The 24239-nt window shown below is 71.7% G+C and carries 19 protein-coding genes; 7 read left to right on the top strand and 12 right to left on the bottom strand.

Annotated features, from left to right (window positions below; translation table 11 throughout):
- Positions 1-59: 59 nt before the first annotated feature.
- From aceE to ACZ32T_RS01945, 6 genes are all read right to left on the bottom strand, one after another.
- Positions 60-2729, bottom strand: coding sequence for a pyruvate dehydrogenase (acetyl-transferring), homodimeric type (gene aceE, locus ACZ32T_RS01970; protein ID WP_467271801.1), 2670 nt, complete (start codon positions 2727-2729; stop codon positions 60-62).
- A gap of 271 nt (positions 2730-3000) precedes the next feature.
- Complete coding sequence (locus tag ACZ32T_RS01965) at positions 3001-3624, bottom strand: GntR family transcriptional regulator (RefSeq protein WP_467364862.1); 624 nt, start codon at positions 3622-3624, stop codon at positions 3001-3003.
- Positions 3625-3773: 149 nt separating this feature from the next.
- Positions 3774-5558: a 2-oxoglutarate dehydrogenase, E2 component, dihydrolipoamide succinyltransferase gene (gene sucB, locus ACZ32T_RS01960; protein ID WP_467364859.1), complete on the bottom strand. Its 1785-nt coding sequence runs from the start codon at positions 5556-5558 to the stop codon at positions 3774-3776.
- Positions 5559-5613: 55 nt separating this feature from the next.
- Positions 5614-7002, bottom strand: a complete 1389-nt coding sequence (gene lpdA / locus ACZ32T_RS01955) for a dihydrolipoyl dehydrogenase (RefSeq protein WP_467271807.1) — start codon at positions 7000-7002, stop codon at positions 5614-5616.
- A 343-nt stretch (positions 7003-7345) separates the two neighbouring features.
- Positions 7346-8884 (bottom strand): leucyl aminopeptidase, encoded by a 1539-nt coding sequence (locus ACZ32T_RS01950; RefSeq protein ID WP_467271811.1) that lies wholly within the window; start codon positions 8882-8884, stop codon positions 7346-7348.
- Between the two features lie 193 nt (positions 8885-9077).
- A complete protein-coding gene (locus tag ACZ32T_RS01945) occupies positions 9078-9866 on the bottom strand; it encodes an adenosylcobinamide-GDP ribazoletransferase (RefSeq protein ID WP_467364857.1) in 789 nt (262 codons plus the stop codon).
- Between the two features lie 90 nt (positions 9867-9956).
- On the opposite strand from ACZ32T_RS01945, the gene ACZ32T_RS01940 reads away from it, so the two are divergent.
- Positions 9957-10730: a hypothetical protein gene (locus ACZ32T_RS01940; protein WP_467364855.1), complete on the top strand. Its 774-nt coding sequence runs from the start codon at positions 9957-9959 to the stop codon at positions 10728-10730.
- Between the two features lie 35 nt (positions 10731-10765).
- Here ACZ32T_RS01940 and cobT read toward each other — a convergent pair whose 3' ends face one another.
- Both cobT and ACZ32T_RS01930 read right to left on the bottom strand, forming a co-directional pair.
- Complete coding sequence (gene cobT, locus ACZ32T_RS01935; protein ID WP_467364853.1) at positions 10766-11923, bottom strand: nicotinate-nucleotide--dimethylbenzimidazole phosphoribosyltransferase; 1158 nt, start codon at positions 11921-11923, stop codon at positions 10766-10768.
- 113 nt (positions 11924-12036) lie between these two features.
- Positions 12037-13239 (bottom strand): bifunctional adenosylcobinamide kinase/adenosylcobinamide-phosphate guanylyltransferase, encoded by a 1203-nt coding sequence (locus tag ACZ32T_RS01930; RefSeq protein WP_467271820.1) that lies wholly within the window; start codon positions 13237-13239, stop codon positions 12037-12039.
- 86 nt (positions 13240-13325) lie between these two features.
- On the opposite strand from ACZ32T_RS01930, the gene ACZ32T_RS01925 reads away from it, so the two are divergent.
- On the top strand, positions 13326-13529 hold the full coding sequence (locus ACZ32T_RS01925) for a hypothetical protein (RefSeq protein WP_099176312.1): 204 nt from the start codon (positions 13326-13328) through the stop codon (positions 13527-13529).
- A gap of 71 nt (positions 13530-13600) precedes the next feature.
- Here ACZ32T_RS01925 and ACZ32T_RS01920 read toward each other — a convergent pair whose 3' ends face one another.
- The 3 genes from ACZ32T_RS01920 to ACZ32T_RS01910 form a co-directional block, all read right to left on the bottom strand.
- Positions 13601-14674 carry a S1C family serine protease gene (locus ACZ32T_RS01920; RefSeq protein ID WP_467364851.1) on the bottom strand — a complete coding sequence of 358 codons (1074 nt, stop codon included), beginning with the start codon at positions 14672-14674 and terminating at the stop codon, positions 13601-13603.
- A 105-nt stretch (positions 14675-14779) separates the two neighbouring features.
- Complete coding sequence (locus tag ACZ32T_RS01915) at positions 14780-15547, bottom strand: class I SAM-dependent methyltransferase (protein WP_467271822.1); 768 nt, start codon at positions 15545-15547, stop codon at positions 14780-14782.
- Between the two features lie 26 nt (positions 15548-15573).
- Positions 15574-16173, bottom strand: a complete 600-nt coding sequence (locus ACZ32T_RS01910; protein WP_124276868.1) for a DUF3043 domain-containing protein — start codon at positions 16171-16173, stop codon at positions 15574-15576.
- 296 nt (positions 16174-16469) lie between these two features.
- On the opposite strand from ACZ32T_RS01910, the gene ACZ32T_RS01905 reads away from it, so the two are divergent.
- From ACZ32T_RS01905 to ACZ32T_RS01885, 5 genes are all read left to right on the top strand, one after another.
- Positions 16470-17252 carry a PspA/IM30 family protein gene (locus tag ACZ32T_RS01905; protein WP_467271826.1) on the top strand — a complete coding sequence of 261 codons (783 nt, stop codon included), beginning with the start codon at positions 16470-16472 and terminating at the stop codon, positions 17250-17252.
- A 10-nt stretch (positions 17253-17262) separates the two neighbouring features.
- A complete protein-coding gene (gene pspAA / locus ACZ32T_RS01900) occupies positions 17263-17541 on the top strand; it encodes a PspA-associated protein PspAA (protein ID WP_467364849.1) in 279 nt (92 codons plus the stop codon).
- A gap of 132 nt (positions 17542-17673) precedes the next feature.
- The gene (locus ACZ32T_RS01895; RefSeq protein WP_467271830.1) at positions 17674-18939 is read left to right on the top strand and encodes a sensor histidine kinase; all 1266 of its coding nucleotides are present in this window, start codon (positions 17674-17676) and stop codon (positions 18937-18939) included.
- Entirely contained in the window at positions 18936-19622 is a 687-nt protein-coding gene (locus tag ACZ32T_RS01890) for a response regulator (RefSeq protein ID WP_467271832.1), read from the top strand. Before ACZ32T_RS01895 ends, ACZ32T_RS01890 begins: the two co-directional genes overlap by 4 nt.
- Positions 19623-19806: 184 nt before the next feature.
- Entirely contained in the window at positions 19807-22959 is a 3153-nt protein-coding gene (locus tag ACZ32T_RS01885) for an efflux RND transporter permease subunit (protein ID WP_467364847.1), read from the top strand.
- An 87-nt stretch (positions 22960-23046) separates the two neighbouring features.
- Here ACZ32T_RS01885 and nadA read toward each other — a convergent pair whose 3' ends face one another.
- Positions 23047-24234, bottom strand: a complete 1188-nt coding sequence (gene nadA / locus ACZ32T_RS01880; protein ID WP_467271837.1) for a quinolinate synthase NadA — start codon at positions 24232-24234, stop codon at positions 23047-23049.
- Positions 24235-24239 lie beyond the last annotated feature (5 nt).

The raw sequence follows: 24239 nt of genomic DNA, 5'->3' as shown, positions 1-24239 counted from the left end.
GGCTCGAAGTGAGCCCGCCCTGCGGTGTGGAGGGAGACGGCCTTCCGGCTCCCGGCCTCTCAGAGGCCGTACTTCTCCCGGGCCTCCTTGACCTTGGAGGCCGGGATCTCGCCACGGCGGGCCAGCTGGGCCAGCGCGGCGACCGCGACGGACTCGGCGTCGACACCGAAGTGGCGCCGGGCGCCCTCACGGGTGTCGGAGAGGCCGAAGCCGTCCGTGCCCAGCGAGGACCAGTCCTGCTCCACCCACTGGCTGATGGAGTCCGGGACCGCGCGCATCCAGTCGCTGACCGCCAGGACCGGGCCCGGCGCGCCGGAGAGCGCCTGGGTCACGTACGGCACGCGCTCCTCGCCGCGGAGCAGCGCCTCGTCGCACTCCAGCGCGTCGCGGCGCAGCTCGCCCCACGAGGTGGCGGACCAGACGTCGGCCGTGACGCCCCAGTCGGCGGCCAGCAGCTCCTGGGCCTTCAGGGCCCAGTGGATCGCCGTACCGGAGCCCAGCAGCTGGAGGCGCGGCGCGTCCGCCGAGGCGGGTGTGCCCTCCTTGAAGCGGTACAGGCCCTTGACGATGCCTTCCTCGACGCCCTCCGGCATCGCGGGCTGCTGCTTCGGCTCGTTGTAGACCGTCAGGTAGTAGAAGACGTTCTCGGCCTCGGGGCCGTACATCCTGCGCAGACCGTCCTTGACGATCACCGCGATCTCGTACGCGAACGCCGGGTCGTAGTTCAGCGACGCCGGGTTCGTGGACGCGATCAGGTGCGAGTGGCCGTCCGCGTGCTGGAGGCCCTCACCCGTGAGCGTCGTACGGCCCGCCGTTGCGCCGACGATGAAGCCCTTGCCGAGCTGGTCGGCGAGCTGCCACATCTGGTCGCCGGTCCGCTGCCAGCCGAACATCGAGTAGAAGATGTAGAACGGGATCATCGTCTCGCCGTGCGTCGCGTACGACGTGGAGGCGGCGATGAAGTCGGCCATGGCCCCGGCCTCGGTGATCCCCTCGTTGAGGATCTGGCCGTCCTTGGCCTCCTTGTAGTACATCAGCTGGTCGCGGTCGACCGGGTCGTACGTCTGACCCATCGGCGAGTAGATGCCGGCCGAGGGGAACAGCGACTCCATACCGAAGGTACGGGCCTCGTCCGGGACGATCGGGACCCAGCGCTTACCGGTCTCCTTGTCCCGCATCAGGTCCTTCACCAGGCGGACGAACGCCATGGTGGTGGCCATCTCCTGCTTGCCGGACCCCTTGTACAGGGCCTTGAAGGCGCGCTCCTCAGGCTGGGGCAGCGCGGCGGCGTGCACCCGGCGGGCGGGGGCCGGACCGCCGAGGGCGGCACGGCGCTCCTGGAGGTAGCGGACCTCGGGGGAGTCGGCGCCCGGGTGGCCGTAGGGGACCAGCCCGTCCTCGAAGGCGCTGTCCGGGATCGGGAGGCCGAGCAGCTCGCGCATGCTCTTGAACTCGTCGATCGACAGCTTCTTCATCTGGTGGTTGGCGTTCTTGGACTCGAAGCCCTTGCCGAGCGTGTAGCCCTTGACCGTCTGGGCCAGGATCACGGTCGGAGCGCCCTTGTGCTCCAGGGCGGCGCGGTAGGCCGCGTACACCTTGCGGGCCTCGTGGCCGCCGCGGGAGCTGTAGAAGCACTCGGCGATCTTCGCGTCACTCAGGAGTTTGGCCAGCTCGGCGAGTGCGGGCTCGGTGCCGAAGAAGTGCTCGCGGATGTAGGCCACGTCGCGCGTCGCGTACGTCTGGAACTGCGCGTCCGGGACCTCACGGAGGCGGCGGATCAGCGCGCCCGTGGTGTCGAGCTGGAACAGCTCGTCCCAGGCGTTGCCCCAGAGCGTCTTGATGACGTTCCAGCCGGCCCCGCGGAAGGCACCCTCGAGCTCCTGGACCACGCGGAAGTTGGCGCGGACCGGGCCGTCGAGACGCTGCAGGTTGCAGTTGATGACGAAGGTCAGGTTGTCGAGCTGCTCACGGGCCGCGAGGGCGAGGGCGGCGGTCGACTCGGGCTCGTCCATCTCGCCGTCGCCCAGGAAGGCCCAGACGTGCGAGTTCGACGTGTCCTTGATCTTGCGGTTGGTCAGATAGCGGTTGAAGCGCGCCTGGTAGATCGCCGAGAGCGGGCCGAGGCCCATCGAGACGGTGGGGAACTCCCACAGCCAGGGCAGCCGCCGCGGGTGCGGATAGGACGGCAGGCCGTCGCCACCCGACTCCTGACGGAAGTTGTCGAGCTGCTGCTCGCTCAGGCGGCCGTCGAGGAAGGCGCGGGCGTAGATGCCGGGCGAGGCGTGGCCCTGGATGTAGAGCTGGTCGCCGGAGCCGTCACCTTCCTTGCCGTGGAAGAAGTGGTTGAAGCCTGTCTCGTACAGCCAGGCCGCCGAGGCGAACGTGGCGATGTGGCCTCCGACGCCGTACCGGGCGCCACGGGTGACCATCGCGGCCGCGTTCCAGCGGTTCCACGCGGTGATCTTCGATTCCATCTCCAGGTCGCCGTCGAACGCGGGCTCGGCGGAGGTGGGGATGGTGTTGACGTAATCGCTCTCCAGCAGCTTGGGCAGCGCGATGCCGGCGCCCTCAGCGTGCTGGAGCGAACGCCGCATCAGGTACGCGGCGCGGTGCGGGCCCGCGGCCTTGGTGACGGCGTCGAGGGAGGCCGCCCATTCGGCGGTCTCCTCGGGGTCGCGGTCCGGGAGCTGGTCGAGCTCGCTCGGAAGCGTTGCTACGGGGTCGGTCATGATCGCCGCCTTCCGGAGTGGGAGGGGGTGGAGAAGTCCCTGGCTGGCAGGACAGGGCGATGGGGCCGGGTGGGCCCGCGACTGAACTGTAAGTCTCCGATCGATGATCGATCAAAGGGTGAAGGGCAAAACTTCTCGATATGAAGAAAAGTGGCATGCGGTGCCGCGAAACGGGGCACGGAGTGACGGGATCAAGGGGGCGAAACGGGCGCTGACCTGCACGGTCGAGCGGGGCGCGACCCAGATGTGCGGACCCGTCAGGCGCCGGAGCTCAGGCGCGCGGCGCGCACCCGAGGACGTGCTCCTTCACCATCACGGCGATCTGCGGGTCCCGGCGCAGGAACGCCTCGATGAGCGCCTCGTGCTCCTCCGCGTACGACTTCTGCACGGTGCCCAGCCAGCGGATCGACAGGGCCGTGAACACCTCGATGCCCAGCCCCTCCCAGGTGTGCAGCAGCACGGCGTTCCCCGCGGCGCGCACCATCTCCCGGTGGAAGGCCACCGTGTGCCGCACCTGCGCCTCGCCGTCGGCCAGCCGGTCCGCCTCGTACAGCGCCGCCACGTGCGGGGCGAGCGCCGAGCAGTCCTCGCCGAGCGACGGGGCCGCCAGCTCCGCCGCGATCTGCTCGAGACCGGCCCGTACGGGATAACTCTCCTCCAGGTCGCCCGCGGTCAGATTGCGCACCCGGACGCCCTTGTTGGGCGCCGACTCGATCAGCCGCAGCGTCTCCAGCTCCCGCAGGGCCTCCCGCACGGGCGTCTGGCTGACCTCCAGCTCGGTGGCGATGCGGCGCTCCACGATCCGTTCGCCCGGCTTCCAGCGCCCGCTGACTATCCCCTCCACGATGTGCTCGCGGATCTGCTCGCGCAGCGAGTGGACGACGGGCGGGGTCATGACGGGCTCCTTCGGGCGAACAAACCGGTGCTGCTCACCGATGCGGTGGCCGGGGACGACCGGTGGTGTCTAGACAATACGGCGGCGCCCCCGCCCGGAAGTGTTCCGGACGGGGGCGCCGCTGGTGAGGCTGGTTACAGCTGTACGTCTCAGAGACCGAGCTCGACCTCGAACTCGCCCGCCTCGAGGATCGCCTTGACCGTGGTCAGGTAACGGGCGGCGTCCGCGCCGTCCACCAGACGGTGGTCGTAGGAGAGCGAGAGGTAGGTCATGTCACGGACGCCGATGACGGTGCCCTCGGCGGTCTCGATGACCGCCGGACGCTTGACCGTGGCACCGATGCCCAGGATGGCCGCCTGGTTCGGCGGCACGATGACCGTGTCGAACAGCGCACCGCGCGAACCGGTGTTGCTGACGGTGAAGGTCGCGCCCGACATGTCGTCCGGGGTGAGGCCGCCACCACGGGCCTTGCCGGCCAGCTCGGCGGTCTTCTTCGCGATACCGGCGATGTTCAGGTCGCCCGCACCCTTGATGACCGGGGTCATCAGACCCTTCTCGGCGTCCACGGCGATGCCGATGTTCTCCGAGTCGAAGTACGTGATGGTGCCTTCGCCCTCGTTGATCCGGGCGTTGACGACCGGGTGGGCCTTCAGTGCCTGGGCCGCCGCCTTCACGAAGAACGGCATCGGGGAGAGCTTGACGCCCTCACGGGCCGCGAAGGACTCCTTCGCCTGGTTGCGCAGCTTCATCAGCTTCGTGATGTCGACCTCGAGGACCGTGGTCAGCTGGGCCTGCGAGTGCAGCGCCTTCATCATGTTCTCGCCGATGACCTTGCGCATGCGGGTCATCTTGACCGTCTGACCGCGCAGCGGGGACGCCTCGAGCTTCGGCGCGGCCTTGGCCGCCGGAGCGGCGGCGGCGGGAGCCGGAGCGGCGGCCTTGGCGGCCTCCGCGGCGGCGACGACGTCCTGCTTGCGGATGCGGCCACCGACGCCGGTGCCCTTGACCGAGCCCAGGTCGACGCCGTTCTCGGCGGCGAGCTTGCGGACCAGCGGCGTGACGTACGCGCCGTCGTCACCGGAAGGTGCGGCAGGCGCGGCCGGTGCCGGAGCGGCGGGCTGAGCCGGAGCCGGAGCCGGAGCTGCGGGCGCGGCCTGGGCCGGTGCCGGAGCAGGGGCGGCCGGGGCTGCGGGAGCCGGTGCGGCCGGGGCCTCCGGTGCCGCGGGGGCGGGGGCGGGGGCTGCGGGAGCCGGTGCCGGGGCGGCGGCGGGAGCCGGAGTGGCCTCCGCCGGAGCGGCGGCCGGTGCGGCACCCGGAGCGCCGATGACGGCGAGCTTGGCGCCCACCTCGGCGGTCTCGTCCTCGCCGACGACGATCTCCAGCAGCACACCGGCGACCGGGGCGGGGATCTCGGTGTCGACCTTGTCCGTGGAGACCTCGAGCAGGGGCTCGTCCTCCGCGACCTCCTCGCCGACCTCCTTCAGCCAGCGGGTGACGGTGCCCTCGGTGACGCTCTCGCCGAGCGCCGGGAGGGTGACGTCGGTGCCGGAGGCGCCACCGGCCGGAGCGGCGGCGGGAGCCTCGGCGGCGGGGGCCTCCGCGGCGGGGGCCTCGGCGGCGGGCGCCGGAGCCTCCTCGGCCGGGGCCGGAGCGGCCTCCGGCTCGGCGGCCGGAGCCGCAGCGGCGGGCGCGCCCGAACCGTCGTCGATGACGGCCAGCTCGGCGCCGACCTCGACGGTCTCGTCCTCGGCGACCTTGATGGACGCGAGGGTGCCCGAGGCGGGCGCCGGGATCTCGGTGTCGACCTTGTCGGTCGAGACCTCGAGCAGCGGCTCGTCGGCCTCGACGTGCTCGCCCTCGGCCTTCAGCCAGCGGGTGACGGTGCCCTCGGTGACGCTCTCGCCGAGCGCCGGAAGGGTTACGGAAACCGACATGGTTTCAGTTGCTCCTTACGAAAGTGTGAAGTGGTCGGTCGTCCCCGGGACTGGATCAGTCGTGGGAGTGGAGAGGCTTGCCGGCCAGGGCCAGGTGAGCCTCGCCCATCGCCTCGTTCTGCGTCGGGTGGGCGTGGATGAGCTGCGCGACCTCGGCCGGCAGCGCCTCCCAGTTGTAGATCAGCTGGGCTTCGCCGACCTGCTCGCCCATACGGTCACCGACCATGTGGACGCCGACCACGGCACCGTCCTTGACCTGGACGAGCTTGATCTCGCCCGCGGTCTTCAGGATCTTGCTCTTGCCGTTGCCCGCCAGGTTGTACTTGAGGGCGACGACCTTGTCCGCACCGTAGATCTCCTTGGCCTTGGCCTCGGTGATGCCGACGGAGGCGACCTCGGGGTGGCAGTACGTCACCTTCGGCACGCCGTCGTAGTCGACCGGCACGGTCTTGAGTCCGGCGAGCCGCTCCGCCACCAGGATGCCCTCGGCGAAGCCGACGTGCGCGAGCTGGAGGGTCGGGACCAGGTCGCCGACGGCCGAGATCGTCTCCACGTTGGTCTGCATGTACTCGTCGACGAGGACGTAGCCGCGGTCCATCGCGACACCCGCCTCCTCGTAGCCCAGACCCTGCGAGACCGGGCCGCGGCCGATCGCGACCAGCAGCACCTCCGCCTCGAAGGTCTTGCCGTCGGCGAGGGTCACCCGGACGCCGTCCTGCGTGTACTCGGCCTTGTCGAAGAAGGTGCCGAGGTTGAACTTGATGCCGCGCTTGCGGAACGCGCGCTCAAGAAGCTTCGAGCTGTTCTCGTCCTCGACCGGGACCAGGTGCTTCAGGCCCTCGACGATCGTGATGTCGGCCCCGAAGGACTTCCACGCCGAGGCGAACTCGACGCCGATGACGCCGCCGCCCAGGACGATCGCGGACTTCGGCACCCGGTCCAGCTTCAGGGCGTGGTCCGAGGAGATGACGCGGTTGCCGTCGATCTCCAGGCCGGGCAGCGACTTCGGCACGGAGCCGGTCGCCAGCAGGACATGACGGCCCTGGACGCGCTGACCGTTGACATCCACCGAGGTGGGCGACGAGAGACGGCCCTCACCCTCGATGTAGTGCACCTTGCGCGAGGCGATGAGACCCTGCAGGCCCTTGTACAGGCCCGAGATCACGTCGTCCTTGTACTTGTGGACGGCCTCCATGTCGATGCCCTCGAAGGTGGCCTTCACACCGAACTGCTCGGCCTCGCGGGCCTGGTCGGCGATCTCGCCGGCGTGCAGCAGCGCCTTCGTGGGGATGCAGCCGTTGTGCAGGCAGGTGCCGCCGACCTTGCCCTTCTCGATCAGTGCGACGTCCAGGCCCAGCTGAGCTCCGCGCAGGGCCGCGGCGTAACCGCCGCTACCACCGCCGAGGATCACTAGGTCGAAAACGGTGCTGGCGTCGTTCGCCACGTCACGTCCTCCATGCATGTGCGCCGTACGCCGGGCCCCGTCGCTGGGGTGTGACCGGCCGGTCGGCTGGTGTTCGGCCGCTTGCGTTTTTCGGCCCTGTGGTGGGGGCCCTGTCCTGCCGAGAACCCATCTTCGCACTTGTTGAGTCCGGACGGGACGCGGGCCCCTGCTCCGGGCCGGACGAAGATCCGGACCGGATTGTTGCCGATACGTACATATTTCCGGAAATATGCCGGTCGGATCCACCGTGAGGAACACCGACGGCCCCGGACGTATGCCCGGGGCCGTCTGCGCCGCGAGCGAACCTCGCGCGCGGGGTCCACCCGCGGTGCCGGCTCCGGACTCAGCCGAGGTCGCCGGCCGCGGTCCGCTCCGCCAGCCGCACCAGGGTGCGGACGGCGGACCCGGTGCCGCCCTTGGGCGTGTAGCCGTACGGCGCGCCCTCGTGGAAGGCCGGGCCCGCGATGTCCAGGTGAGCCCAGGCGATGCCCTCGCCCACGAACTCCTTGAGGAACAGGCCGGCCACCAGGCCGCCGCCCATCCGCTCGCCCATGTTGGCGATGTCGGCGGTCGGGGAGTCCATGCCCTTGCGCAGGTCGGCGGGGAGCGGCATCGGCCAGGAGGCCTCGCCGACCTCCTCGGCGATCTCGTGGAGCGACGTACGGAACGCGTCGTCGTTGGCCATCACACCGAAGGTGCGGTTGCCCAGCGCCAGGACCATCGCACCGGTCAGGGTCGCCACGTCGACGATCGCGTCCGGCTTCTCCTCCGAGGCGCGGGTCAGCGCGTCGGCGAGGACGAGCCGGCCCTCGGCGTCGGTGTTGAGGACCTCGACGGTCTTGCCGCTGTACATGTGCAGCACGTCACCGGGGCGGGTGGCGTTGCCGGACGGCATGTTCTCGGCGAGCGCCAGCCAGCCGGTGACGTTGACCTGGAGGCCGAGGCGGGAGGCCGCGACGACGGCGGCGAACACGGCGGCGGCGCCGCTCATGTCGCACTTCATCGTCTCGTTGTGGCCCGCCGGCTTGAGCGAGATGCCGCCCGAGTCGTAGGTGATCCCCTTGCCGACCAGGGCGAGCGTCTTCTCCGCCTTCGGGTGGGTGTAGGCGAGCTTGACCAGGCGCGGGCCGTGCGTGGAGCCCTGGCCGACGCCGAGCAGGCCGCCGTAGCCGCCCTTGACGAGCGCCTTCTCGTCGAGGACCTGCACCTTGATGCCGTGCTCCTTGCCGGCGGCGGTGGCCACGGCGGCGAAGGACTCGGGGTACAGGTCGTTCGGCGGGGTGTTGATCAGGTCGCGGGCCCGGTTGATCTCCTCGGTGACCGCGACGGCGCGCTCGGCGGCGGCCTTGAAGGCCTTGTCACGCGGCTTGGCGCCGAGCAGGGCGACCTCGGCGAGCGGCAGCTTCGCGTCGGACCTGGCCCCCTTGGGGGCGAGCTTGTTCTCGCCGCCCTGGTAGGCGGTGAACGCGTACGCGCCCAGCAGGGCGCCCTCCGCGACGGCCCCGGCGTCCTCGGCGGTCTCGGCCGGCAGCGCGAACCCGGCCTTCTTCGACCCCTTCAGCGCACGCGCCGCGGAGCCCGCGGCCCGGCGCAGCGCCTCGGCCTCGTACCCCTCGTCCTTCGCCGGGACCGGACCGAGCCCGACCGCGATGACGACCGGGGCCTTGACGCCGGACGGGGCGGGGAGCTTGGTCACTTCGCCCTCGGCACCGGAGGCACCCAGGGTCTCCAGGACGGTGGCGAGCTTTCCGTCGAACGCCTTGTCCACGGCCTCGGCGCCCGGTGCGAGGACCGGCCCCTTGGCTCCCTTGGCGATGCCGACGACGAGTGCGTCGGCGCGCAGCGTCGCCGCACCTGAGGTGCTGAGAGTGAGAGCAGTCACGGTGGTGAAATCTCGCTTCCGTTGAGTTGTGTGCCGGTCTGTGTTGGTCGAGAGGGTGGCCGACCGTGCCCGGCGCATCGCAGATCCCGCCGTGACGCGCCGGGAACGAGCCTACGCGCGCCCCAGCACCAGGCTCACGGGGGCGGGGCCGTACGGGGGGCCGGCCCGGCCGTGCGGGGCCTTCGGGGCTCCGTCACGAGAGGCCGAGGGACAGCGCCAGCAGCGTCACCGTGGCCGCCGTCTCCTCCAGTGCGCCGAACACGTCACCGGTCACCCCGCCGAAGCGGCGCACGCAGTGACGCAGCGTCAGCTGAGCGGCGCCCAGGCCCGCCAGGGCGGCGAGGGCGTGGTGCAGGCCGGTCCCGTACCCGTCCAGAAGGGCACCGGCCGCCGCGCAGCAGACGACCACCGCGCAGACGACGGCCGCCGCGGCCCGGACGGGGACGGTGCCCGCCACCGCCGCGCCGAGGCCCTCCGGACGGGCGGGCGGGACGCCGCGGCGCGAGGCCAGGGTGAGCGCGAGCCGTGCGGTGACGGCGGCGGCGACCGTGCCCAGCGCGCCCTCCGCCCAGCCGCGGCCGTACAGCTCGTGGAGCGCGGCGACCTGCGCCAGCAGCACGAACAGCAGTGTGATCACGCCGAACGGGCCGATGTCCGACTGCTTCATGATCCGCAGCGCGTCCTCGGCCGGCTTGCCGCTGCCGAGCCCGTCCGCGGTGTCCGCGAGTCCGTCCAGGTGCAGCCCACGGGTCAGTGCGGCGGGGAGCGCGGCGGAGGCGACCGCCGCCACCAGGGGCCCCGACCCGCCCCACAGGAACAGCGCCCCGGGGACCGCCGCGAGCACTCCCACGACGAGTCCGGCGAGCGGGGCGCACAGCATGCCGGCGCGGGCGGTACCGCGGTCCCAGCGGGAGACGCGGACGGGGAGCGCGGTCAGGGTGCCGAAGGCGAAGCGCGGGCCGTGGCTGTTCAGGGAGGTCACCGCGCGCAGGCTAGCCGGTGCGGCGGCGTGCCGGATTGGGCAGAGTGACACATAAGCCGCACATGTGGCTGTCCGGACGGCGGAGGTGGCATGGGTCACTGGTTCCAGCAGAACATCGTCGAGCCCGGCAAGCTCCCCCTGCTCCTCGCCCTGAGCGCGTTCGTGCTGACCTTCGCCGTCACCCGGACGGTCACCCGGATGATCAGGGCCGGGAAGGGCCCGTTCCGCAACATCACGCCCGGCGGCGTGCACGTCCACCACGTGGTGCCCGGCGTCGTGCTCACGGTGATCGGCGGCTTCGGAGCGGTCGCGAGCGGTCAGCACGGTGTCGCGGCCGCGATCCTCGCGGTGGTCTTCGGCGTGGGGGCCGGCCTGGTCCTCGACGAGTTCGCCCTGATCCTGCACCTCGACGACGTGTACTGGACCGAGGAGGGCCGCCAGAGCGTGGAGGTCGTCGTCCTCACCGCCTCGCTCGTCCTGCTCGTGCTCGCCGGCTTCTCACCGCTCGGCGTGGACGAACTGAGCGGTGAGCAGCAGCAGAACAGGCTGGGCGTCGTCCTGACCTACGTCGTCAACTTCGGCTTCGTCCTGATCGCCCTGTTCAAGGGCAAGGCCAGGATGGCGGTCCTCGGCACCCTCGTCCCGTTCATCGCGCTGATCGCGGCGCTCCGCCTGGCCCGGCCCGCCTCTCCGTGGGCGAAGCGCTTCTACCGCAGGCGCCACCGGGCCCGCGCCAGGGCGCTGCTGAGGGCCTATCACCACGACGTCCGCTGGGCCGGACCCCGGCGCCGCTTCCAGGACCTGATCGGTGGGGCGCCGGACAGGACCCCGCTGCCGGGCCCCTCTCCCGACGGCGGAACCTGAGGCACGCCGACCGGGCCGCCCGTCGGGAGCGGTGATCAGGCGGTCGTGTCCGCGGCCTTCGACGGCTCCTCGGCCGCCGCTTCTTCCTTCTCCGGCGAAGCGGAATCCGACGTGGACTCCGAGCCAGGCTCCGAGGCGGACTCCGCGGAGGGCTCCGCGGCGCGCTCCGGCAGCTCCGCCGCCAGCGCCGCCGCGGCCTGGACGAGCGGCAGCGCCAGCAGGGCACCGCTTCCCTCGCCCACCGTCACGCCGTGGTCCAGCAACGGGGTCAGCGCCATCCGGTCCAGCGCCTTCGACTGGGCCGGCTCCCCGCTGAGCTGCCCCGCCAGCCACCAGTCCGGCGCCCGGAAGGCCGCCCGCTGCGCCACCAGTGCGCAGGCCGCCGAGACCACCCCGTCCAGCACCACGGGCATCCGGCGCACCGCGCTCTGCAGCAGGAACCCCGTCATGGCCGCCAGGTCCGCGCCGCCCACGGCCGCCAGCAGCTCCAGCTGGTCACCGAGGACCGGCCGGGCCCGCCGCAGCGCGTCCCTGATCGCGGCGCACTTACGCATCCACGCCAGGTCGTCGATGCCCGCGCCGCCGCGCCCGGTCACCACCGAGGCGTCCGTACCGCACAGGGCGGCGATCAGCGTCGAGGCGGCCGTCGTACCGCCGACGCTCAGATCGCCCAGCACCACCAGATCAGTGCCGGAGTCCGCCTCCTCGTCGGCGATCCGCATCCCGAGGCGTACGGCCTGCTCCGCCTCCTCGGCCGTCAGCGCGTCCTCGACGTCGATCCGGCCGCTGCCGCGCCGCACCCGGTGGCGTACGACGGCTTCGGGCAGCAGCTCCGGATCGCAGTCCAGGCCGGCGTCCACGATCCGTACGGGGACGGAGAAGCGCCGGGCCAGCACGGCGACGGGGCTCGCGCCGTCCAGCACCGCGCGGACGAGGTCGTACGCGGTCCCCGCGGCCCGCCCGGAGACCTCCAGCTCCGCCACCCCATGATCACCGGCGAACAGCACGACACGCGGCTGCCCGACCGCCTTGACGGGCACCGACTGCTGGGCGGCCGACAGCCATTCACCCAGCTCGTCGAGGCGGCCGAGCGCACCGACGGGAACGGCGAGCCGCTCCCGGCGTTCCTCGGCATCACGCCGTACGCCCCCGTCGGGGCGTTCGATCAGGTCGGAGAAGTCGTCCAGATTCACGGGGGTCTGCCTCGCGGGTCGGCGCTAGGTGGGACGGAACCCGCCGGGGGGCTCCTGCCCGGAACAGTACCCGGAGCTCCTTCCCGCCCCACGGCCCCGCGTCCGCCCACCGCTCAGCCCCGCAGCACCAGCGCCTGCCCCGCGACCACCAGCAGAACCTGTTCGCACTCGGTGGCGAACGCGGCGTTCAGACGGCCCAGTTCGTCCCGGAAGCGCCGCCCGGACGCCGTCGCCGGGACGACACCCGAGCCGGTCTCGTTGGTCACGGCGACGACCGTACGACGGGTTCCGCGCACCGCGCGGACCAGCTCGGCGACCCGGCCGCGCAGCTTCTCCTCCCCGCCGCCCGCCCACCGGTCGTCGTCCCACGCGCCGACCCGGTCCATCGCGTCCGTCAGCCACAGCGCCAGACAGTCGATCAGCAGCGGCGGGCCGTCCTCCTCCAGCAGACCGACGAGCTCGCAGGTCTCCTCGGTGCGCCACGCGGCCGGCCTGCGCTCACGGTGCAGACCGATCCGCGCCTCCCACTCCGCGTCGCCCTGGCGTCGGCCGCCCGTCGCCACGTACACCACCTCGGGGAAGGTCTCCAGGCGCTGCTCGGCCTCCACCGACTTCCCCGACCGCGCCCCGCCCGTGACCAGCGTGCGCCGGGGCACCTCGGGCACCGCGTGGTAGGCGCCCACCGGCAGCGTCGTCCCGTCCGGCACGGCCCGCGCCCCGCCCGCCGCGAGCCTGCGGTCCAGCGCGGCGCCGGGCGGCGCGTCGTGGTCCAGATGGACGGCGATCACCTCGGTGGCGGGCCCCACGGCCCGCACGGCCCGCAGCCTCGCCACGGCGTCCGGCCGACCGATCACATCGCACACGACCATGTCGTACGGCTCCGCCACCGGGTCGGCGAGACCGGCGGGGGAGGCCCCGGGCGGCAGATAGAGCAGGCGCTCGCCCTCCGGTGCCGTCACCTCGTAACCGGTGCCCGGGGCGTCCATCGCCAGGGCCCGGATCCGGTGCCCGCTGATCAGCGTCAGCTCCTGGCCGTCCGGAACACGTCCCGCGGGCGGGAGCGAGGCGGGCAGCTCCACGGCGGGCCCGTCATGAGGGTGGGTCAGCAGCACCTGCCGTACGCCGGCGAGCGAGTGTCCCGCGCGGGCGGCGGCGAACACGGCGCCCGGGGTGAGGTCCAGCAGCAGCGCGTCGTCCACGAGCAGCGCGGTCGCGGCGCGCGCGCCGGCGCCGCGGGAGGACGCGCAGACGGCGCAGGGGCAGTCGGGCCGCGGCAGCCCGTCGGGGGCTCCGGTGCCGAGCAGTGTCAGTTCCACGTGTCGATCCTCCCGTGTCCATGAACCACCTGCGCGCCCGGGACACCCACTAGTCTTCGGGGAGCAACGTGACCCAGGAGGCGGACATGGCGTGGACGTGGCGGTTCGAGAAGTCCGACGGTACGGAGACGGAGCCGGCGCTGCAGCCGGAGGAGTTCACGACTCAGGGCGACGCGGAGTCCTGGATCGGTGAGTTCTGGAAGGAGCTCCTCGAAGGCGGCGCGGACCAGGTGACGCTCTTCGAGGACGCGACGAAGATCTACGGCCCGATGAGCCTCCAGGCCGACTGAGGCCCCCGCGACCGCCCGGGCCCCGGGGCCCGGGCGGGACTTCGTCTCCCGGCCCCTCACCCGGCCGGCCCTCAGATCTCGCCGAGGGTGACCTCGGCCGTCTTCCTCGAGTCCCCTCGCGTGTAGGTCACCCGGACCTTCCGGCCGGGCTCCTCGCCCGCCAGGGCCTCCGAGAGCGAGGTGATCGTCGTGACCGGGGTGCCGCCGATCCGGGTGATGACGTCCCCGACGCGCAGTCCGGCCTCCGCCGCCGCCCCGTCCTCCTCGACGCTGACGATCGCGACACCGGCGGGCCGGTACTCGTCGTCGACGACGGTGCGGCCCGTGATGTCCAGAGCGGCCCGCCCCGAGTCGGTGACCTTCCCCGACCGGATGATCTGGTCCGCGACCGTCCGCACCATCGAGACGGGGATGGCGAACCCGATCCCGGGCGCCGCGCTGCCACCCTGCTCGCTGTCCGTCGCCGCGAGGGTCGGGATGCCGATGATCTCGCTGTCCAGGTTCACCAGGGCGCCGCCGCTGTTGCCCGGGTTGATGGCCGCCGAGGTCTGCACCATGTCGGCGAGCGTCGCCCCGGTGCCGCCGCCCGAGCGGCCCTCGCTGACCGTCCGGCCCACCGCCGAGACGATGCCCTGGGTGACGCTGCTGGAGAGGCCGAGAGGTGAGCCCATCGCCAGGACGATCTGCCCCACCTCGACCTCGTCCGTGGTCCCGAACCGGGCGGCCCGCAGCCCGTCGGGGACGCTGTCCAGCTTGATGACGGCCAGGTCCTGCTCCGGGTAGGAGGAGACCAGGGACGCCTTGAGCACCTTCTCGCCGGTGGCGACGCTGACGTCGAAGGTCTTCTCGCGGCCCACGACATGGGCGTTCGTGACGATGTGGCCCTTGTCGTCGTAGACGATGCCCGAGCCGAGCGCGTCCCCGGCGCCGATCTGCACGACGGAGGGCAGTACGTCCTTGATGACGGTCTGGTACTGCTCCTCCAGATCGCCCGTCGCCTGGGACACCACCGCCTGCTGGGCCGGAGCGGCGGACGGGGCGGGGCCCGGACCGGCGCAGCCGACCGCCAGGGCGATGGCGCAGGCACCGGCGGCCAGGGGCGGGAGCGAGCGGCGTACCCGGCTGGGGGAAGGGGTGGCGTCCATGCCCGGAGTATCGCCAGGGTCCGTGGTCCGCGGCCTGCGCTGGTGGGCCGATCAGGCGTACGGCGGCGACGGGTTCAGCCGGTCAGGCCGTGGCGGCGGGCCGCGTCAGCCGCGTACGCCGCAGAGGTGCAGCAGCGCCGCCACCCCGCGGTACGGATCGGTCCGTCCCGCGCGGTCCTCGGCCGCGAACACCCGCGCCAGCTCCTCGGGGCAGGGGAGTTCCGCCTCGTTGCTCACGTTGTCCGTGAAGACCCGCACGCCGTACCAGGTGTGCAGCGGGGCGGCGATCCCGGCGAGGGTGGCCCGCAGGACCTCGAGCCGGTCGGCCCGGACGTCGAGGCCGAGCCGGTTCGTGTACGTGTCCGTGTCGAACGCGGCGAGGGCCGCGCCGAAGTCGCCGGCCGCTCCCGGGCGCATCGCGAGCGCGTCGGCGTTCCGCACGAGCAGGGACAGCAGCCCCCCGGGTGCCAGCATCCTGGCCAGGCCGGCCAGCAGCGGGTCCGGCTCGGGGACATACATCAGCACCCCGTGGCAGAGCACCACGTCGAAGCTGCCGGGCAGGAAGTGCACCCCGGTGTCCCGGCCGTCACCCTCGATGAGCCGCACCCGCTCCCGGATCCCCTCGGGCTCGGCCGCCAGGGACTCCCTGGCCGACCGCAGCATCTCGCCGTCGGACTCGAGGCCCGTCACGGAGTGCCCGGCCCGGGCCAGGCGCAGTGCCTGCGTGCCCTGGCCCATGCCGACGTCGAGCACCCGCAGCCGCTGCCCCACGGGATAGCGCGCGGCTATCTGCTCGTCGAGCTGCCGGGCGACGAGCTCCTGGCGGACCGTGTTGCGCAGTCCGCCGAGCCCGCCCAGCCACTGGGAGGACACCCCCGTGAAGCCGGAGGTCTCCGTGCTCAGGGCCGCTCTCCCCGCTTGACCTGGGGCTTGGGCAGACGCAGCCGGCGCATCTGGAGCGTACGCATCAGGCCGTAGGCCACCGCGCCGCGCTTCGGGGTGTCCGGGAAGCGCTGGGCCAGCTGCTTCTTGAGCCGGAACCCGAGGCCGATGGAGTCGACGACGATCAGCACGATCACGCCGAGCCAGAGCAGCAGCGAGATGTTCTGGATGTTCTGCACCTGGATCACGCTGAGGATCAGGATGATCACCGCGAGCGGAAGGAAATACTCCGCGATGCAGAAGCGCGAGTCCACGAAGTCACGGACGAAGCGCCGCACGGGCCCCTTGTCACGCACCGGCAGATAGCGCTCGTCACCGGACGCGAGAGCCTCCCGCTGCCGGGCCATGTCGGCCCGGCGTGCTTCGCGCTGGCGCTTGGCGGCCTCCTTGCGGTCGGTCGGCGCACCGCTGGACGCGCGCCGGCGCTGCGTCTGGGCATCGCTGCGCTTGGGGGTGGGGCGACCCTTGGGAGCCTGGGGGTCGCGGGGCTGCTTGGAGAGGTCCGCCGTCACCTTGCCGGTGGGGGCCTTCTCTTCCTTGGAACGGCTACGGAACACAAAACCCAAGGGTACGGGGTCGTCCGGTACTACCGGGGACCGGCCGGGAACGATCCGGCAACGGCCTGCGTCCTGAAAAGTGTCCCGACAGGGGCAGAACGGACGTTGCCGACGTCATCCCTGATGGTCTTCTACTCCCTGCGCGGGAGCGATCACCGGCGGCAGTCGTCCTTGCGGAGGAGCACATCCGTGCTCGAACAGTGCGGTAATGGAGACAGGGCCCGTACTGTGGGTTCTGTTGGAGTGCTGGAGCTCAGTCCGTCAGAAGGGGGCGCGCGAAGCCCATGAGCGGTGTCATGAAGCGTATGGGAATGATCTTCCGCGCGAAGGCAAACAAGGCCCTTGACCGGGCCGAGGATCCGCGCGAGACCCTCGATTACTCGTACCAGAAGCAGCTCGAACTGTTGCAGAAGGTGCGCCGCGGTGTCGCCGATGTGGCGACCTCGCGCAAGCGGCTGGAGCTGCAGCTGAACCAGCTGCAGGGACAGTCGTCCAAGCTGGAGGACCAGGGCCGCAAGGCCCTCGCGCTCGGCCGTGAGGACCTGGCCCGCGAGGCGCTGTCCAGGCGCGCCGCCCTCCAGCAGCAGGTCACCGACCTGGAGACGCAGCACCGGACGCTGCAGGGCGAGGAGGAGAAGCTCACCCTCGCGGCCCAGCGTCTGCAGGCCAAGGTGGACGCCTTCCGGACGAAGAAGGAGACCATCAAGGCCACCTACACCGCCGCGCAGGCCCAGACGCGGATCGGAGAGGCCTTCTCCGGCATCTCCGAGGAGATGGGCGACGTCGGCCTGGCGATCCAGCGGGCCGAGGACAAGACCCAGCAGCTCCAGGCGCGCGCCGGTGCCATCGACGAGCTGCTGGCCTCCGGCGCCCTCGACGACCCGTCCGGCACGGCGAAGGACGACATCGCCGCCGAGCTGGACCGGATCTCCGGTGGTACGGATGTAGAACTGGAGCTGCAGCGCATGAAGGCCGAGCTGGCCGGCGGTTCCGCCGGGCAGCAGCAGGCCATCGAGGGCGGCGCCGAGGACGCGGCACCGCAGGCGCAGCAGTCCCCGCACAAGTTCGACAAGCAGTGAGGGCGGCGTCATGATCGTACGGATCATGGGGGAGGGCCAGGTCGTACTGGCCGAAAGTCATGTCGCCGAGCTGAACAAGCTCGACGACATACTCCTCGCGGAGATGGAGAGCGGTGACGGATTGGGCTTCCGCACCACGCTCCACGCTCTCCTGGACAAGGTGCGCGAGCTCGGCTCGCCGCTCCCGGACGACTCCCTGGAGCCGTCCGAACTGATCCTGCCGTCACCCGACGCCACCCTCGAAGAGGTGCGCTCCATGCTCCGCGACGACGGGCTGATCCCCGGCTGACCGGCCCACCCGCTCCGCACTCCCACGATGCCCCGCACCGGCCCGGCCGGTGCGGGGCATCGCGCCGTGCGCACCAGCCCGTGCCGCGGCTCCGGACCGGACCGCCGGCGGCACGCCGTACCGTAGCCCGATGTGACCACCTTCGGACCCGGGCTCGTGCGCGCCCGCCGCTGGCTGCGCGGCCATCCCCTCGCCTTCGACGGTGGCCTCGCCCTGGCCGTGCTCGCCTGCATGGTCTGCGCGTCGTTCGCCGAGCCGGACCCGGGCCACGGGCCCGTCTTCGGAGCCAGGACGCCCGGGGCGCCCAGCGTCCTGCTGATGGTGCTCGCCGCCGCGGCGCTCGTCCTGCGCCGGCGCCGGCCCGTGCCGGTGCTGGCGGTGACCGGGCTGCTCTCCGTCGTCGAGTTCGTCTTCATGGACCCGCCCGCCCCCGTCGTGATGAGCGCGGTCGTCGCGCTCTTCTCCGTCGCGGCCGGCACCGACCGCCCCACCACCTGGCGGGTCGGCCTGCTGACCATGGGGGCGCTGACCGTCTCCGCGATGGCGGTCGGCACGACGCCCTGGTACAGCCAGGAGAACCTCGGTGTCCTCGCCTGGACCGGCCTCGCCGGCGCCGCGGGCGACGCCGTGCGCAGCAGGCGCGCGTTCGTCGACGCGATCAGGGAACGGGCCGAACGCGCGGAGCGCACCCGCGAGGAGGAGGCCGGCCGCAGGGTCGCCGAGGAGCGGCTGCGGATCGCCCGGGACCTCCACGACGTCGTCGCCCACCACATCGCCCTGGTCAACGTCCAGGCCGGGGTCGCGGCCCACGTCATGGACAAGCGCCCCGACCAGGCGAAGGAGGCGCTCGCCCACGTCAGGGAAGCCAGCCGCTCCGCCCTCAACGAACTGCGGACCACGGTCGGGCTGCTGCGCCAGTCCGGCGACCCGGAGGCACCCACCGAACCCGCCCCGGGGCTCGCCGTCCTCGACACCCTGGTCGCCACCTTCCGCAACGCCGGGCTCCCCGTCGAGGTCGCCGGCACCGACCCGGAGAGCCCGCTGCCGGCGGCGGTCGACCTCGCGGCCTACCGGATCATCCAGGAAGCGCTGACCAACGTACGCAAACACGCGGGCGCCGACGCGAAGGCCGAGGTGAGCGTCGTACGGGTCGGGAGGACCGCCGAGATCACCGTGCTCGACAACGGCACGGGAGCGGACCCGCGCCCCGCGCCGGACGACGGCGGCAGGCACGGCCTGATCGGCATGCGTGAGCGCGTCACCGCCCTGGGAGGCACCCTCACGGCCGGACCCCGTTACGGAGGCGGGTTCAGGGTCCATGCGATCCTGCCCGTCACGTCCCGGACGCACGCTCCGGAAGGGCCGGACACGGCGGGGACGACGGGGGGACGCCCATGACGCCCATCAAGGTGCTGCTCGCCGACGACCAGGCGCTGCTGCGCAGCGCCTTCCGGGTACTGGTCGACTCCGAGCCCGACATGCGGGTCGTCGGCGAGGCCGCCGACGGGGCGGAGGCCGTGGAACTGGCCCGCTCGACCCTCGCCGACGTCGTGCTGATGGACATCCGGATGCCGGGCACCGACGGACTCGCCGCCACCCGGATGATCAGCGCGGACCCGGACCTGGCGGGCGTACGGATCGTCATGCTCACCACCTTCGAGGTGGACGAGTACGTGGTGCAGTCCCTGCGCGCCGGCGCGTCCGGCTTCCTGGGCAAGGGCGCGGAACCGGACGAGCTGCTCAACGCCATCCGGGTCGCGGCGGCCGGGGAGGCACTGCTCTCCCCGGTCGCGACCAAGGGCCTCATCGCCAGCTTCCTGGCCCAGGGCGGCGGCACGGACGACCCGGACGGCACGCAGTACACCGAGCGCCTCGCCGCGCTCACCGGGCGCGAGCGCGAGGTGCTCGTCCAGGTCGCGGGCGGTCACTCCAACGACCAGATCGCCGACCGGCTCGTCGTCAGCCCCCTCACCGTGAAGACCCATGTGAACCGGGCCATGGCGAAACTGGGTGCCCGGGACCGTGCGCAATTGGTCGTCATTGCCTACGAATCGGGTCTGGTCCGCCCCCGGGTGGAGTGACGGGTGGAGAGGCGGATACTCCAGCTGCGGTATGCGCGGGACGAGAAAGCAACCCGGGGGCGGACGATTCCGGCCACGGGAGCGGCGATCGTATGGATGGGCGGGCTGTGTCCCCTGCGCTCACCGGAGTGAGCACCGGACGGCCCGCCTTCTGCCGCGTACGCCACAGAAGAGAGACCCACCCATGTCCTGGCTGTCCAGATTCAGCCTCGCGCAACGGGCCCTGATCGGGCTGATCTCGATCGTCGCGCTCGTTTTCGGAGCGATAGCGATCCCGCAGCTCAAGCAGCAGCTGCTGCCCACCATCGAACTCCCGATGGTGTCGGTGCTGGCGCCCTACCAGGGTGCGTCCCCCGACGTGGTCGAGAAGCAGGTCGTCGAACCCCTCGAGGACGCGATCAAGGCCGTCGACGGAGTCGAGGGCATCACCTCGACCGCCGGCGAGGGCAACGCCGTCATCATGGCGAGCTTCGACTTCGGTGACGAAGGCACGAAGCAGCTCGTCGCCGACATCCAGCAGGCCGTGAACCGCGCCCGCGTCCAACTGCCCGACGAGGTGGACCCGCAGGTCATCGCGGGCTCCACGGACGACATCCCGACCGTCGTCCTGGCCGTCACCTCCGACGAGGACCAGCAGGCGCTCGCCGACAAGCTGGAGCGCACGGTCGTCCCGGCGCTCGAGGGCATCGAGGGCGTCGGCCAGGTCACGGTCGACGGTGTCCAGGAACTCCAGGTCTCCGTCGTCCCCGACGACAGGAAGCTCGCCGCGGCGGGGATGAACGCCGCCTCGCTGGCCCAGGCGCTCCAGGGCGGCGGAGCCACCGTCCCGGCCGGCTCCTTCTCCGAGTCGGGCAAGAGCCGCACCATCCAGGTGGGCGGCTCCTTCACCTCGCTGCGGCAGATCGAGGACCTGAAGGTCTCCGCGGCGGACCCGGCGACGGGCAAGGCCGGAAAGCCGGTCCGCGTCAGCGACGTCGCCACGGTGAAGCAGGAGCCCGCCACCGCGGTCTCCATCACCCGTACGAACGGCAAGCCGAGCCTCGCCGTCATGGCGACGATGGACAAGGACGGCAGCGCCGTCGCCATCTCGGAGGCGGTGCTGGACAAGCTCCCGGACCTGCGCGAGGACCTCGGCGCCGACGCCGAGCTGACCGTCGTCTCCGACCAGGGGCCCGCCGTCTCCAAGGCGATCTCCGGTCTCACCACCGAAGGCGCGCTCGGCCTGCTCTTCGCGGTCGTCGTGATCCTGGTGTTCCTCGCGTCGATCCGCTCGACGCTGGTCACCGCGGTCTCCATCCCGCTCTCCGTGGTCCTGGCGCTGATCGTGCTCTGGACCCGGGGCCTCTCCCTGAACATGCTCACGCTCGGCGCGCTCACCATCGCGATCGGCCGCGTCGTCGACGACTCGATCGTGGTCCTGGAGAACATCAAGCGGCACCTCGGCTACGGAGAGGAGCGCCGGTCGGCGATCATCACCGCGGTCAGGGAGGTGGCCGGCGCGGTCACCTCGTCCACGCTCACCACCGTCGCGGTCTTCCTGCCCATCGGTCTGGTCGGCGGCATGGTCGGCCAGCTCTTCGGTTCGTTCTCCCTCACCGTCACGGCCGCCCTGCTGGCCTCCCTGCTGGTCTCGCTGACCGTGGTCCCGGTCCTGTCGTACTGGTTCCTGCGGGCCCCCAAGGGCACCGCCGCGAACCCGGACGAGGCGCGTCGCGAGGCGGAGGAGAAGGAAGCCGCCAGCCGGCTCCAGCGGATCTACGTCCCGGTGCTGCGCTTCGCCACCAGGCGCCGTGCCACCAGCATCGTGATCGCCCTGGTGGTCCTGTTCGGCACCTTCGGCATGGCACCCCTGCTGAAGACGACCCTCTTCGAGCAGGGAGAGCAGGAGGTCCTCTCCATCAAGCAGGAGCTGACTCCCGGCACCAGCCTGGCCGCGGCGGACGAGGCCGCGCAGAAGGTCGAGAAGGTCCTCGCCGCCGACAAGGGCGTCGAGGACTACCAGGTGACCGTGGGCTCCTCGGGCTTCATGGCGGCCTTCGGCGGCGGTACGGGCGCCAACCAGGCCTCCTACCAGATCACCCTCGAGGACGCGGCGGACTACGACGCCGCCCAGGAACGGATCGACGAGGCGCTCGGCAAGCTCGACGGCATCGGTGACACGACGATCGTCGCCGACGGCGGCTTCGGCTCGCAGGACCTCAGCGTCATCGTCAAGGCGGCCGACGCGGACGTCCTGAAGAAGGCGTCCGAAGCGGTACGGGGCGAGGTCGCCGGCCTCACGGACGTCACCGACGTCCAGAGCGACCTGGCACAGAGCGTCCCGCGCATCTCGGTCAAGGCCAACGACAAGGCGGCCGACGCCGGGTTCAACGAGACCACCCTCGGCGCGGTGGTCGCCGGTGCGGTGCGCGGCACCCCGTCCGGCACGGCGATCATGGACGACACCGAGCGCGACGTCCTGGTGAAGGCGGCGAAGCCGGCCACCACCATGGCCGAGCTGAAGGCGCTGCCGCTCGGCCCCGTGAAGCTCGGCGACATCGCCGACGTGAAGCTGGTCCCCGGCCCGGTCTCGATGACCCGGATCGACGGTCAGCGCGCGGCGACGATCACCGCCAAGCCGACCGCCGACGACACCGGCGCGGTCAGCATGGAGCTCCAGAAGAAGCTCGACGCCCTGGACCTCCCGGAGGGCGCCACCGCCACCATCGCCGGTGTCACCCAGGAACAGGACGACGCCACCACGAAGCTGATGCTGGCCATGCTGGCGGCCATCGCGATCATCTTCATGCTGCTGGTGGCCACCTTCCGCTCGCTCGTCCAGCCGCTGATCCTGCTGGTCTCCATCCCGTTCGCGGCGACGGGCGCCATCGGCCTCCTCGTCGTCACCGGCACCCCGATGGGCATCGCGGCGATGATCGGGATGCTGATGCTCATCGGCATCGTGGTGACCAACGCGATCGTGCTGATCGACCTGATCAACCAGTACAGGGCGCAGGGCATGGGCGTCGTCGAAGCCGTCGTCGAGGGCGGCCGGCACCGGCTGCGCCCGATCCTGATGACGGCACTGGCGACGATCTTCGCCCTGCTCCCGATGGCGCTCGGCGTCACGGGTGAGGGCGGCTTCATCTCCCAGCCGCTGGCGGTCGTGGTGATCGGCGGTCTGATCACCTCCACGCTGCTGACCCTGCTCCTGGTGCCGACGCTCTACGCGATGGTCGAGCTCCGCAAGGAGCGCCGCGCGAAGAAGAAGGCGGCCAAGCGCGAGGCGAAATCCGGCGAGGCGAAGTCCGGCGCCGAGGAAACCACCTCTGTGGAGCCGGAGCCCGCGAAGGCCTGACACACCCTGCGGTAACAGCGAGGAAGGCCCCCGACGCCGTCGTACGGCGTCGGGGGCCTTCCTTTGTGCCGAGGGAGCCGACAGGGGCTACGGCAGCGCCAGCATCCGCTCCAGCGCCAGCTTCGCGAACTTCTCCGTCTCCGCGTCGACCTGGATCCGGTTGACCAGGTTTCCCTCGGCCAGGGACTCCAGGGTCCACACCAGGTGGGGCAGGTCGATCCGGTTCATCGTCGAGCAGAAGCAGACCGTCTTGTCGAGGAAGACGACCTCCTTGTCCTCGGCCGCGAACCGCTTCGCGAGCCGGCTCACCAGGTTCAGCTCCGTACCGATCGCCCACTTCGAACCGGCCGGGGCCGCCTCCAGGGCCTTGATGATGTACTCGGTCGAGCCCACGTAGTCGGCGGCCGCCACCACCTCGTGCTTGCACTCCGGGTGCACCAGCACGTTGACGCCCGGGATGCGCGCGCGCACGTCCTCGACGGACTCCACCGAGAAGCGTCCGTGCACCGAGCAGTGCCCGCGCCACAGGATCATCTTCGCGTCGCGCAGCTGCTCGGCGGTCAGTCCGCCGTTCGGCTTGTGCGGGTTGTAGAGGACGCAGTCCTCCAGGGTCATCCCCATGTCCCGCACGGCCGTGTTCCGGCCGAGGTGCTGGTCCGGCAGGAAGAGCACCTTCTCGCCCTGTTCGAACGCCCACTCCAGCGCCCGCTTCGCGTTGGACGAGGTGCAGATCGTGCCGCCGTGCTTACCGGTGAAGGCCTTGATGTCGGCGGAGGAGTTCATGTACGAGACCGGCACGACCTGCTCGGCGACTCCCGCCTCCGTCAGCACGTCCCAGCACTCGGCGACCTGCTCCGCGGTGGCCATGTCGGCCATCGAGCAGCCGGCGGCCAGGTCCGGCAGGACGACCTTCTGGTCGTCGCCCGTCAGGATGTCCGCGGACTCGGCCATGAAGTGCACGCCGCAGAAGACGATGTACTCCGCCTCGGGCCGTGCCGCCGCGTCGCGGGCGAGCTTGAAGGAGTCGCCGGTGACGTCCGCGAACTGGATGACCTCGTCGCGCTGGTAGTGGTGCCCGAGCACGAAGACCTTGTTCCCGAGCTTCTCCTTGGCGGCGCGAGCCCGCTCCACCAGGTCCGGGTCGGACGGGGAGGGCAGGTCGCCGGGGCATTCGACCCCGCGCTCGCTCCGCGGGTCGGCCTCGCGGCCGAGCAGCAGAAGGGCGAGGGGTGTCGGCTGGACATCCAGGGGCTGGGCGGTGGTCACGACACGCACCCTTT

It is taken from the genome of Streptomyces sp. NPDC023573, from assembly GCF_055559735.1.
The sequence above is the reverse complement of the archived record's forward strand: the minus strand, read 5'-3'. Positions and strand labels throughout refer to the sequence as shown.